Below are 12,088 nucleotides of genomic sequence, written 5' to 3' on the forward strand. Positions count from 1 at the left end.
CGACGCCATCACACGCGCACCACGTCTTTCCGGCCGAAAAGGCCTTGCGGGCGCACGATGAGCACCACGAAGATCAAGATGAACGGCACCGCGACCTTCAGGTCGTAGCCGATGAAGGGCACGTAGACCGCGGCCAGGTTCTCCAAGACGCCGATCAGCCATGCGGCGATCACCACGCCGACCGGACTCGACAGACCACCGAGGATGACCGCGGCGAGAGCGTAGACCAAAGCCGAATCCATCATCCCCGGAGTGAGCGTGAGCGAGGGGGCGATCAGCGCGCCGGCGATCGCCCCGAGTCCTGCCGCCAGCCCCCAGCCGACCATCAGCAGCCTTCCGACCGGCAGCCCCGAGAACGAAGCCGACTGCGGGTTGACTGCCACTGCACGCAGCGCCAAGCCGAGCTTGGTGCCGACGAAAAGCAGCTGCAGCAGGATCATGATGCCGACGATCACGAGCGTCGTGCCGACGGAGCGGATACTGAGTACCGCGCCGAGGAAACTGATGTTCTCCACGGGGAACAGCGACGGGAACTGCAGGTTGTTGAAGCTCCAGATGTACCCGCACAACCCCGTGATCAACATCAGCAGCCCGATCGTCACCACCACCGCGGTGTCGGGGTCGCCCTGTTCGAATCGGCGCATCAGGAAGCGTTCGATGATCGCACCGAGAGCGCAGGACACGAGGATCGAGAGGAGGATCGCGAGGATCAGCGGCAGCCCCCACTGAAGAAACGCATAGGCGAAATACGCGGCGAGGACCGCCATACCACCCTGGGCGAAGTTGATGAGACCGGTCGCCTGGTTCACGAGCACGATCGCCAGTGCCAGCGCCGCGTAGATCGAGCCGGCGGAGAGGCCGTCGACCACGAGTTGAATGAAGGTGCCCACGGTCAGCCCCCCAGGTAGGCGCGTCGGATCTCGTCCATGCCCTTGAGCTCCGCCGAGGTGCCGGTGAGCACGCTGCGGCCCACCTCCAGCACCGTGACAGTGTCGACGAGCGTGAAGGCGAGGTTGGCGTTCTGCTCCACGACGAGCATCGCGATCCCGGACTCGCGGCGCAGCCGCCCGATCGCGCGGTACACGTCCTTCGCGGTGCTCGGGGCGAGTCCGAGCGAAGCCTCGTCGAGAAGCATCAGCCGGGGCTTCGCCATGACCGCGCGGGCGACCGCGAGCATCTGTTGCTCCCCACCGGACAGCGCCGAACCGTGGGAGCGGATGCGTTCGCGGAGGTTGGGGAAGAGGTCGAGGCAGTACTCGATGTCGGACTCGATCCCCTTCCGGTCCTTGCGCAGGTAGGCGCCGACCCGGAGGTTCTCCTTCACAGTCAGATCCGACAGTGTGCCGCGCCCCTCCGGCACATGGGCGATGCCGAGCGCAGCCACTCGGTCCGGCCGCATTCCGCGGATGTCTTTGCCATCGAACACGATGCTGCCGCCGGCGCGCACAGTTCCACTGATCGCTCGGAGTGTGGTGGTCTTGCCTGCCCCATTGGCCCCCAGAATCCCCACCGCACCTCCGTCGGGGACGGTCAGCGAGACGCCGTGGAGCACCTGGACGGGTCCGTAGGAGGCGGTCACATCGGTGAGCTCAAGCAGCGTCATCGGCGGCGTCCTTCCCGATGTATGCCTCAACGACGCGCGGGTCGGACTGCGCCTCGGCGGCCGTGCCCTCCATGAGCTTGCGCCCGTGATCGAGCACGACAACCCGGTCGGTGAGCGCGGCGATCAGGCCCATATGGTGCTCGACGATGACGACCGTGATGTCCTCCTCGTCGCGGAGACGCTTGATCGAGTCGATGAATTTCTCAACCTCGGCATGCGGCAGGCCAGCGGCCGGCTCGTCGAGCAGCAGAAGGCGTGGTTTCGAAAGAAGCGCGCGGCAGAGTTCGATGCCCTTGAGTAGCCCGTGCGACAGCTCGTCGGCGTGCAGGTCCGCCGCCCACCCGAGCCCATTGCGCTCGAGCAGCTCGCGTGCCTCCGCTCGCAGGTCGCGTTCGGATCTGGTCGTCCAAGGCAGTCGCAACGACCATTCCGCTGGACCACCGCGGAGCCGGGTGTGCGCGCCGAGCAGCACGTTCTCAAGGACGGTCGCGTGCAGTTGGAGAGCCGGATGCTGGAATGTGCGGGCGAGACCGTGACGAGCGAGCGCAGAGGGCCGCATGCCGAGGACCTCTGTCTCGTCGATGCGGATCGAGCCAGACGTCGGCCGGTAGTGCCCGCTGATGCAGTTGAACAGCGAGGTCTTGCCCGCGCCGTTGGGACCGACGAGTCCGAAGATCGCGCCCGGTTCGACGTCGAATCCGACCTCCTCGAGCACCTTGATGCCGCCGAAACGCAGGGACACGTCGGTCAGTCTCAGCCTCGCGGCCATGGATCACCTTCCCTGATTGCGACTCTGCACAGGAGAACGGCGGAATTCACCTACCGCCATAGGCAAACGATAGGGACCGATGACGAGATTGTCAACGAGTCCCGCGCACCGGTTCGCGACCGGCGCGAGCGCCGTCACAGTTCGACACGCCTCGCGCCGCCCCCGGCACTTGAATTAGGGTGGCCGCATGTCTGTCAACCCGCCTTTCCGCGCCGATATCGTCGGTAGTTTCCTACGTCCCGAATCACTGAAGCACGCTCGCGCACTGCATGGGGCGGGCGAACTCGACGCTGAAGGACTCCGCGCCGTCGAGGACTCCGCGATCCGCGCGCTGGTTGCCCGCGAAGCCGCTGCCGGCCTGAAGGTCGCGACCGACGGCGAGTTTCGCCGCTCATGGTGGCACTTCGATTTCTTCGAGATGCTGGACGGCGTCAACGTCGTGGAACTCGATCACGGCATCCAGTTCCAGGGTGTACAGACCCGCCCACGCGGGCTGCAGATCGACGGCACAATCGGCTTCCCTGCAGACCACCCGATGCTCGAGCACTTCCGCGCCCTGAAACCGATCGCCGAGGCCGTCGGCGCCGTGCCGAAGTTCACCATCCCCGCACCCACAGTGCTCGACTTCCGCCTCGAGCGCGACGCTCTCGAGGGATCCGCCTATAGCGGGCACGACGACATCATCGACGACCTGGCAGCGACCTATCGCGCCGCGGTTCAGGCCTTCTACGACGCTGGCTGTCGCTACCTGCAGTTCGACGACACCGCCTGGGCATACCTCTGCTCGGACATCGAGCTCGCAAAGGCGGCTCAGCGCGGCGTCCGAACCGATCACCTCGCTGAGCGCTACGCGGCCCTGATCAACGCGTCGCTGCGCGACAAGCCTGCCGACATGGTCATCACCACCCACGTCTGCCGCGGCAACTTCCGGTCCACGTGGATCTCTTCCGGCGGCTACGAGCCAGTCGCGGAGCAACTGCTGGGCGAGACCGCGTTCGACGGCTACTTCCTCGAATACGACAACGAGCGTGCCGGCGGGCTCGAGCCTCTACGGTTCCTCCCGAAGGGCGAGAAGGTGGTCGCGCTCGGCCTGGTCACGACCAAGTCCGGCACGCTCGAAGATCGAGGCGACCTGAAGCGTCGCATCGATGAGGCGTCCGCGATCGTGCCACTCGAGCAGCTCACGCTGAGCCCACAATGCGGCTTCGCATCCACCGAGGAAGGCAACGTCCTCACCGAGGATGAGCAGTGGGCGAAGGTCGAGGAGACCGTGGCGATCGCTGCCGAGGTGTGGCCGGACGCCTGAGCGGTCGCGCCACGAGGGCGGGGGCGCCCCAGCCTCCACCCCTGCCCTCGTGGCGACACTCAGTCCTTGCGATAGCTCTCCGGGCTCAGACGGCGGCGTCCGCTGTGCGCCATCCGCCGTGGTACTCGGTGCGTGCCGTCACGGCGTAAGGCGCCGGGCTGACAACGGCGCGGACGGCGAGCTGCTCGTGCGGCTGCACCGTCGTCTTCCTGGATCCGCCGTTCGGCTCACCCCAGACGACCCGAACCTCGGCCCCGATGGGCACGTCGGGGTCGACCGTGGCCAGCGACAGGCCGCGCTTCTCGTTCGCGGTGACGCCGGTGAATAGCGATAGGCCGATCGTGTCGCCGTTCGCGTCGATGACCTCGTCGTAGTTCGACGAGCCGTAGTTCGCGTTCGGCAGGTCGAAGACCTGGTATCCGGTGCCGTCGCGGTCGATCGGCGTCGTCAGCAGCTTGGCGAGGTCCTCATCGTTCCAGGCGAGCGTGACCTTTCTGCGCTGCCGATCCGGGTCGATCTTCTCGAGCGCGTCGCGACCGATGAAGTCGTGATCGAACTTCACGAACGAGCCGTAGCCGAGCTCCCACGGGTTCAGGTAGTAGTCCTCGATGCTCTCGGAGACGAAGGACCCTGCGAGCGCGTTGATGGCCTCGTAGCTGTCGGCCGGGAGCCATTCGCGATAGGCGCGCTCCTCCTCGCTCGAGTAGATCGCGGGAAGCGGAGAGGGGATCCATCCGGACTCGAGAGTGTTGGAGGAGTATGCGCGGGATCCGCACGGCTCGATGCCGAACTCGCGTCCGGCCTCGAGGATTGCGTCGCGGATCTTGCCGTGCTGCTCGTACGGCCCCCAAAGCTCCAGCCCCGGAGCACCGGCCATGCCGTGGCGGAGCGTCCGCACGCGCTCACCAGCGATGGTCATTTCGCCCATGTGGAAGAAGCGGACCTTCTCGAGGGTGCCCCCGTTGAGCTTCTCGATGATCGGCCAGGCGTTGGGCCCCTGGATCTGGAATCGGTAGTACTGACGATTCACCGCTGCACCGTACGGGCGTGACGGGGAACGGTCGTCGTAGCGGAATTCGACGTCGTAACCTCCGGTCTCGGCGTGGAACTGCAGCCAGTTCGCTGCGGGGGCACGGCCCACATACACGAACTCGTGCTCGCTCTCATGGAAAAGAATGCCGTCGCCGATCACTCCCCCGTTCGAGGCGGTCGGGACGAACTGCTTGGCGGTGTTCACCGGGAAGTTCGCGAAGCTGTTGATTCCGGTGTCGGACAGCAGCTTCAGCGCATCCGGACCGGACACGAAAAAGTTGACCATGTGGTGCGACTGGTCGAAGAGCACGGCGGTCTCGCGCCACGAGATCTGCTCACGGCGCCAGTTCGTAAACTCCGCCGGCACAACCGGATAGATGTACGTCCCGAGCTGCGAATTGCGCAAGTGCTCGACGGTGTTCCCCGCCTGATCGAGGACGTTCTGCAGGCTGCCTGCCATGTCATTCCCTTCAACTTCTTCGTCGTGTGGGTCCTGAAACGCGATGCACGACCCAATTTACCTATGCTCAAAGTGAACTGTGGTCGCCAAGATTGTATGCAGAACGTTGACCAATTCGCTAGGGGTGTGGTTCTCTGTGCCCTGACCACCCCATCCGAGAGGACCACAATGACCGAGTACACCTCGTTCGACATCGCACACATCGGAAACGTCGAACTGCTCACTGCAGAGTTCGACAAGAGCCGGTGGTTCTTCGAGGACCTGCTGGCGATGCGCGTGGTCGCCGAGCAGGGCGACTCCGTCTACCTGCGCACCTGGGACGAGTATCAGCGCTACACGATCAAGCTCACCGCCTCCTCCGACGCCGGTGTCGGACTCACCACGTTCCGCGCATCCAGTCAGGAGGCGCTCGATCGCCGCGTCGCCGCGATCGACCGGTTCGGACTCGGCGAGGGGTGGGTCGACGGCGATGAAGGCATAGGGCCGACTTACCTGTTCCGCGATCCCGACGGCCATTCGATGGGCGTCTACTACGAAATCGAACGCTACGTCGCGACCGACGACAAGCCGGCGCTGAAGAACCAGGCATCGGCCTTTCCCGGCAGGGGCGTCAACGCGCGGCGGCTCGATCACGTCAACTATCTCGCGAAGGATGTCGTCGCCAACGGCGAGTTCATCGCACAGGCCCTCGGCGGCCGGGAGAGCGAACGGATCGCCCTGGATGACGGCGGGTACGCAGCCTGGTGGTTCCACTTCAACAACAAGTCGTACGACGTCGTCTACTCGGACGACTGGCTGGGGCACGGCAACCGGCTCCATCACATCGCGTTCGCCCCAGACACCCGCGAAGACATTCTCAAGGCCGCCGATATCTTCCTCGAGAACGGCATCCACATGGAGTCCGGTCCACACAAGCACGCCATCAACCAGACTTTCTTCCTCTACGTGTGGGAGCCCGGCGGCAACCGCATCGAGTTCGCCAACGCCGGCGCCCGGCTTCTGCTCGACCCCGACTCCCCCGTCGTTGAGTGGACCTCCGAAGAGCGCAAGAAGGGCCAAGCGTGGGGTATGAAGACGATCGAGACCTTCCACACGCACGGCACGCCGGTCGTCAAGGACGAGCACTGACGATTCGACTTGCGGGACCCGTTGACAAAAATGTCAGCACACTTGTTTACTGACCATACGGAGTGCGGCGCCCGTTGCCGCTCGGCTCGACTTCTCGCTTCACCGAACCCAGGCAACATCGCACAGAGAGGTGTGACGAATGAGTGACGCAATGACCACGAGGTCCGAGGTCCGGACGGGCCTGTACATCGGAGGCGCGGAGCGTCATACCGACGCCACCCTCGAGATTGCCGACCCCGGCAAGCTCGAAGCGATCGTCGGCCGTGCCGCCGCGGCGACTCCGCAGGATGTCGACGATGCGATCGCAGCAGCGAAGGCCGCCTTCCCGGCGTGGTCCGCGCTGAGCGCGACCGAGCGGGCCGCGGTCATGGCCGATGCCATAGCGGGCATCGCCGACGATCGTGACGAGGATGCCGCGATCCTGTCGCAGGAGAACGGCAAGATCCGCTTCGAGGCGTGGATCGACGCACTGGTGTTCGAGATCCGCTGGAACCTCGCGCTGATGCTGGCAGGCGAGGTCGACACCGGAAAGACGCTCCCGGTCGCGCCCGGCATCCCGGTCGAAACGACCGTCTCGTACCAGTCGCTGGGCGTTGTCACCGTGATCGTGCCGTTCAACTGGCCGATCGCGATCCTCGGTGCCGCGCTTCCGCACGCACTGCTGGCTGGCAACACCGCGATCGTCAAGCCGCCGCCCACCGCGCCGCTGGCTACGACCCGTGTCGTCCAGCGCCTTGCCGAGAAGCTGCCGGCAGGCGTGCTCAACGTGGTCACTGGCAAGGACGCCGAGATGGCCGCGCTGATCAGCAGCGACGACATCGCGAAGGTCTGTTTCACCGGGTCGGTGAACGGTGGCAAGCGCATCATGGAGATGGCGTCGAAGTCTCTCACCCGCGTGACCCTCGAGCTGGGCGGGAACGACGCCGCACTTTTCCTCGAGGACGCGATCCTCGACGACACGCACCTCGACCGCATCTACGCGGCCGTGTTCGACACGACCGGACAAATCTGCATGAATGCCAAAAGGCTGTACGTGCACCGCTCGCGCCTCGAAGAACTCGTCACGGGGCTGTCCGTGCGCCTCGAGAAGGCGGTCATCGGCTACGGGCTCGACGAAGGCACCACGATGGGTCCGCTGCACTCGCCCGTGCAGAAGGCGTTCGTCGAGGAGATCATCGAAGAGGCGAAGAATGCCGGGGCCGACGTGCGCGAGTTCGGCCAGCTGCCCGGCGGGGATCTCGCCGGCGGGAACTTCGTTCGCCCCGCGATCGTGGTCGATCCCGACCCGGCACTGCGGGTGGTTACCCAGGAGCAGTTCGGGCCCGTCATCCCGGTCATCCCCTTCGACTCGGAGGACGAGGCGATCGCCGCGGCGAATGACACTTGGAGCGGCCTGTGCGGGTCGGTGTGGACCGCGGACGTGGACACCGCGAACCGGGTCGGGGGCAAGCTCGTCTGCGGTTACGTCTGGGTCAACGACCACGGCGCGACCCGGCTGGACCTGCGCGCGCCTTTCGGTGGCATGAAGCAGTCCGGTTTCGGACGCGAACAGGGCCTCGAAGGCATCCGGGCATTCCAGGACACCCGCTCCATCGCTCATATCGACGCGGCAACTCTGGCGGCGCAGGCGCACTGACAGCGGCGCCCGCTGAGGCAGGGGTCTCCTACGCGCGCCCTTTCCCTATAGACATTCCCTATACGCATAGGTACGCTGGTCGGGAAGCGCAGAGGCGCGCTTCCACGCGCAGCGGAAAGGACCTCGATCAGTGTCGAAGACCACGCATGTCATCGCCGATCCACAGGCGGCCCTCGATCTGGTGAACGGCTACTCCCTCGAGATGACGGGTAAGGATGTACCCGGTCTCCTCGAGGCCAAGGACGCCATCCCCGCGGGCACAAAGATCAACGTCACGTTCCTGGGCAACGAGGACCTGGAGATGCGGGTGTCCGCCGCGAAGGCGGTTCGCGACCTCGGTTTCACCCCCGTCCCTCATATCTCGGCCCGCCGCCTGGCGTCCCAGGCCCAGCTCAAAGAGTTCCTCACCCGCCTGCAGGATGTCGGAGCGACCGAGCACGTCTTCGTCGTCGGAGGCGACCCGGCCACGCCCGAGGGTCCTTACGAGAACTCCTACGACGTCATCCGCTCCGGGGTGCTCCTGGACTACGGAGTCAAGGAGGTGTCCATCGCCGGTTACCCGGAGGGTCATCCGGACATCGCTGACGACGTACTCTGGCACGCGCTGGACGAGAAGGTACTCTCCCTCGCCCAGCAGGGTCTGGGTTCGACGATTCTCACCCAGTTCGCGTTCGACACCGATCCGGTGATGGCCTGGATCGACGCAGTCCGAGAACGGACCATCGAAAGCACCATCCGCATCGGCACACCCGGCCCCGCCGGGATCAAGCGACTGCTCGGGTTTGCACGCCGGTTCGGGATCGGCGCCAACGCGATGATCGTGAAGAAATACGGCTTCTCCCTCACCAACCTGATGGGTACGGCCGGCCCTGACACCTTCGTCGCCGACCTGTCGGCGCTTCTCGCCGACTCGCCCGCACGGCGGGGCGCCGACGTCGCCGTCGAGACGGCGACCCGAACCGAGGAAGACGTCAAGCTGCACTTCTACACGTTCGGCGGACTGCTCGCGACAGCGGAATGGGCGCGCGACTTCGTCGCCGCACGAAGCTGAAACTTATCGCGGCCAGCTCTCGAGGATGACAGCGATGACACTGCACACCGAAGCACTGCGCAACCACGCTTGCCTGATCGTGCACGGGCCGGATCGTCCCGGGATCGTGGCAGCGGTGACCGCCTTGATAACCCGCAACCGGGGCAACATCGTTGCACTGGATCAGTACTCCGACGATGCCGACGGCGGAGCCTTTTTCCAGCGGGTCGTCTTCCACCGGTCCGATCTGGCTGCGGCGATCATCGAGATCGAGGCGGACCTGACGAAGACCGTCACCCCGCTCGGCCTGGAATGGACCCTCACTGACCAGTCTGTGCCGAAGCGGATGGCGATCCTCGTTTCCACCTCCGACCACTGCATGCTTGAGCTGCTCTGGCGGCATCGCCGTGGCGAACTGCCGGTGACGATCCCGATGGTGATCTCCAATCACACCAACGCCGCGGACGACGTCCGCTCGTTCGGCATCCCGTTCTTCCACGTCCCCTCCCAGGGGCCGGACAAGTCCGCGGCCGAAGCGGAGCTCGTGAAGCTGCTCACAGACAACGTCGACTTCGTGGTTCTCGCACGCTATATGCAGATCCTCTCGTCCGATTTTCTGGACAAGGTGGGCGTGCCGGTGATCAACATCCACCATTCGTTCCTCCCCGCCTTCATCGGCGCCGCGCCATACCGCAAGGCCAAGGAGCGCGGCGTGAAATTGATCGGTGCGACCTCGCACTATGTGACGAAGGACCTCGACGAGGGCCCGATCATCGAGCAGGACGTCGCACGCGTCGATCACGCACACTCGGCCGCCGACCTCCAGGCACGAGGCGCATATGTGGAACGCGCCGTGCTGTCCCGCGCCGTGCAGTGGCACGCTCAGGACCGCGTCATCCGGCGGGGCAATCAGACAATCGTCTTCTGACCGCACGGGCGCCTCGTGCTGAGGCATCCTCAACCCAAAGAGAAATCAGAGGTTCATCGTGGCACCCAAGAATCTGCAGGAAGTGATCGACGCCGCCAGTAACCCCGTCGAACTGCTGCGCAATTCGCAGATCGGCTCGTACATCTATCCGGTCGTCCCCGCCGACTTCCAGAATTGGATCAAGGAGCAGAAGGCGTGGCGCGACACCGCCGTGCTCTACGACCAGTCGCACCATATGGACAACCTCTTCCTCAAGGGGTCGGATGCCATCCGCCTGATCTCGGACACCGCGATCAATTCGACCGCCGTCTTCCCGGTCGACAAGGCCAAGCAGTACGTCCCGACCACCGCATCCGGTCACGTGATCGGCGACGGCATCCTGTTCCGTGAAGCCGAGGACGAGTATGTCTACGTCGGCCGGGCTCCCGCGGCGAACTGGCTGCTCTACCACGGGGAGACCGGCGGCTACTCGAACCTCGACATCGAGATCGATCGCCGTTCGCCCTCGCGGCCATATGGCCACGCAGTCACCCGCCGGTACTACCGCTTCCAGATCCAGGGGCCGAATGCCTGGCAGGTCATCGAGAAGCTCAACGGCGGCCCGCTGGAGCGGCTGAAGTTCTTCAACATGTCGACCATGACGATCGATGGGACCACCGTCCGCACTCTCCGCCATGGCATGGCTGGGGCGCCCGGCCTAGAGATCTGGGGTCCGTACCAGGACCACGACCGCATCTGGGACGCGATCGTCACCGCCGGCGCGGAGTTCGGGCTGGTACCGGTCGGCTCGCGTGCGTATCCGTCCAACACGCTGGAGTCCGGCTGGATCCCCTCGCCGCTGCCCGCGATCTACACGGGGGCCGAGGAGCGCGGCTACCGCGAATGGCTGCCGGCGGACGGATATGAGGCGACCGGCACGCTGGCAGGCTCCTTCGTGTCGTCCGACATCGAGGACTACTACCTGACACCGTGGGAGCTGGGGTACGGGAACTTCGTGAAGTTCGACCACGACTTCATCGGTCGCGATGCCCTCGAGAAGATTGATCTGGCCTCGCAGCGTAAGAAGGTAACGCTGGCCTGGAACGCGGACGATCTCGGGAAGGTGTGGACATCGCTGCTCAACGTGGACGGTCCGAACTACAAGTTCTTCGACCTGCCGCTGGCGAACTACGGCTCCGCCAACTACGACTCGGTCGTGGACGAAGACGGAACCGTCGTCGGGTACTCGATGTTCACGGGATACAGCGCAAACGAGCGCCGTGGACTGTCGCTGGCGACGGTCGACCCGAACGTGCCCGAAGGCACCGAACTGAAGGTCGTCTGGGGCGAGCCAGGCGGCGGAACGACGAAGGCGAGCGTCGAGACGCACGAGCAGACGGAGGTGCGGGCCGTGGTCAGCCCGGTGCCGTACTCGACGGTCGCCCGCGCCACTTACCACGGCGGCTGGCGCACGAACTACCAGCCCGCCTAGGTCGGAAAGTCTGGGCCGCCGCGTAAGCTCGAGGGGTCCGCCCGATCAGATTCGATGAGTCTGTGATGGGCAGGCCCCTCGTCCGATTCTCGGTATCTGCGACACGAAGGAGGCACCGTGAGCCTGCGCTACGCCCTGCTCGCGCTGCTGCGCGTGGGACCGCTTTCCGGCTACGACCTCCAGAAGCAGTTCTCGCTCTCTGTCGGTCACGTGTGGCATGCGCCGGACTCGCAGATCTATCCCGAACTCCGCAAGATGGCGACCGAAGGTCTCATCCAGGGCGAGGAGCAGACGCGGGGCCAGCGGGGCACACGTCGCGTTTACCACGTGACGGATGCCGGCGAGCAGGCGTACACCGAATGGATGCGGTCGCCACTGGACTATCAGCGGGTTCGCGATCCCGCCCACCTGCGCGCCGCCTATTTGGAGAACACCACGCCCGACGCTGCCCGAGTGTTCTTCCACCGGCACATCGCGGAGTGGCAGTCCGAGCTGGAGCAGTGGGAGGGCGAGCTACGCCGCATCGACGCTCGCGACAATCCCATGCTCATCCGCCGGCTCGCCGTCACGCCCGAGAAGGAACAGGATCGCACGGTCGCCTTCAAGCGGTTCGCATACGAAGGACTCGTCTACCGGGCGAATGGCGAGATCGCGTGGGCGCGGCGGGGACTAGAGCTCGTCGATCAGCTCGACGCCTGATCCCGGCGACGCCTGATAGCGGCACC

11 protein-coding genes are annotated in these 12,088 nt (G+C 65.2%); 7 read left to right on the forward strand and 4 right to left on the reverse strand.

Translation table 11 applies throughout. The features are described 5' to 3' along the window. Positions 1-8: 8 nt before the first annotated feature. The 3 genes from AC1C2O_RS09630 to AC1C2O_RS09640 are packed head-to-tail and all read right to left on the reverse strand — an operon-like array spanning position 9 to position 2,345. The gene (locus AC1C2O_RS09630) at positions 9-890 is read right to left on the reverse strand and encodes a branched-chain amino acid ABC transporter permease (RefSeq protein ID WP_495430214.1); all 882 of its coding nucleotides are present in this window, start codon (positions 888-890) and stop codon (positions 9-11) included. Between the two features lie 2 nt (positions 891-892). Next, positions 893-1,603, reverse strand: a complete 711-nt coding sequence (locus tag AC1C2O_RS09635; protein ID WP_495430215.1) for an ABC transporter ATP-binding protein — start codon at positions 1,601-1,603, stop codon at positions 893-895. Next, a complete protein-coding gene (locus tag AC1C2O_RS09640) occupies positions 1,590-2,345 on the reverse strand; it encodes an ABC transporter ATP-binding protein (RefSeq protein ID WP_495430216.1) in 756 nt (251 codons plus the stop codon). Before AC1C2O_RS09640 ends, AC1C2O_RS09635 begins: the two co-directional genes overlap by 14 nt. A 214-nt stretch (positions 2,346-2,559) precedes the next feature. Here AC1C2O_RS09640 and AC1C2O_RS09645 point away from each other — a divergent pair, with 214 nt between their 5' ends. After that, positions 2,560-3,678 (forward strand): 5-methyltetrahydropteroyltriglutamate--homocysteine S-methyltransferase, encoded by a 1,119-nt coding sequence (locus AC1C2O_RS09645; protein ID WP_495430217.1) that lies wholly within the window; start codon positions 2,560-2,562, stop codon positions 3,676-3,678. A gap of 85 nt (positions 3,679-3,763) precedes the next feature. On the opposite strand, the gene ligM (AC1C2O_RS09650) is transcribed toward AC1C2O_RS09645, so the two are convergent. After that, on the reverse strand, positions 3,764-5,170 hold the full coding sequence (gene ligM / locus AC1C2O_RS09650) for a vanillate/3-O-methylgallate O-demethylase (protein ID WP_495430218.1): 1,407 nt from the start codon (positions 5,168-5,170) through the stop codon (positions 3,764-3,766). Positions 5,171-5,338: 168 nt separating this feature from the next. Here ligM (AC1C2O_RS09650) and AC1C2O_RS09655 point away from each other — a divergent pair, with 168 nt between their 5' ends. From AC1C2O_RS09655 to AC1C2O_RS09680, 6 genes are all read left to right on the forward strand, one after another. Then, positions 5,339-6,298: a VOC family protein gene (locus AC1C2O_RS09655; RefSeq protein ID WP_495430219.1), complete on the forward strand. Its 960-nt coding sequence runs from the start codon at positions 5,339-5,341 to the stop codon at positions 6,296-6,298. 151 nt (positions 6,299-6,449) lie between these two features. Beyond that, positions 6,450-7,934: an aldehyde dehydrogenase family protein gene (locus tag AC1C2O_RS09660; protein ID WP_495430220.1), complete on the forward strand. Its 1,485-nt coding sequence runs from the start codon at positions 6,450-6,452 to the stop codon at positions 7,932-7,934. 202 nt (positions 7,935-8,136) lie between these two features. Beyond that, positions 8,137-8,985, forward strand: a complete 849-nt coding sequence (locus AC1C2O_RS09665) for a methylenetetrahydrofolate reductase (protein WP_495431715.1) — start codon at positions 8,137-8,139, stop codon at positions 8,983-8,985. 34 nt (positions 8,986-9,019) lie between these two features. Then, complete coding sequence (gene purU, locus AC1C2O_RS09670; protein ID WP_495430221.1) at positions 9,020-9,892, forward strand: formyltetrahydrofolate deformylase; 873 nt, start codon at positions 9,020-9,022, stop codon at positions 9,890-9,892. A 58-nt stretch (positions 9,893-9,950) separates the two neighbouring features. After that, on the forward strand, positions 9,951-11,363 hold the full coding sequence (gene ligM, locus AC1C2O_RS09675) for a vanillate/3-O-methylgallate O-demethylase (RefSeq protein WP_495430222.1): 1,413 nt from the start codon (positions 9,951-9,953) through the stop codon (positions 11,361-11,363). Between the two features lie 117 nt (positions 11,364-11,480). Beyond that, the gene (locus AC1C2O_RS09680) at positions 11,481-12,062 is read left to right on the forward strand and encodes a PadR family transcriptional regulator (RefSeq protein WP_495430223.1); all 582 of its coding nucleotides are present in this window, start codon (positions 11,481-11,483) and stop codon (positions 12,060-12,062) included. Positions 12,063-12,088: the final 26 nt, after the last annotated feature.

The organism is Microbacterium sp. Y355 (assembly GCF_059445345.1).

What these genes read in the sequence shown, in the direction of transcription:
- AC1C2O_RS09635 (WP_495430215.1), bottom strand. Translation starts at nt 1,603, where the DNA reads ATGACGCTGCTTGAGCTCACCGATGTGACCGCCTCCTACGGACCCGTC.
- AC1C2O_RS09645 (WP_495430217.1), top strand. Translation starts at nt 2,560, where the DNA reads ATGTCTGTCAACCCGCCTTTCCGCGCCGATATCGTCGGTAGTTTCCTA.
- ligM (WP_495430218.1), bottom strand. Translation starts at nt 5,170, where the DNA reads ATGGCAGGCAGCCTGCAGAACGTCCTCGATCAGGCGGGGAACACCGTC.
- AC1C2O_RS09655 (WP_495430219.1), top strand. Translation starts at nt 5,339, where the DNA reads ATGACCGAGTACACCTCGTTCGACATCGCACACATCGGAAACGTCGAA.
- AC1C2O_RS09660 (WP_495430220.1), top strand. Translation starts at nt 6,450, where the DNA reads ATGACCACGAGGTCCGAGGTCCGGACGGGCCTGTACATCGGAGGCGCG.
- AC1C2O_RS09665 (WP_495431715.1), top strand. Translation starts at nt 8,137, where the DNA reads ATGACGGGTAAGGATGTACCCGGTCTCCTCGAGGCCAAGGACGCCATC.
- purU (WP_495430221.1), top strand. Translation starts at nt 9,020, where the DNA reads ATGACACTGCACACCGAAGCACTGCGCAACCACGCTTGCCTGATCGTG.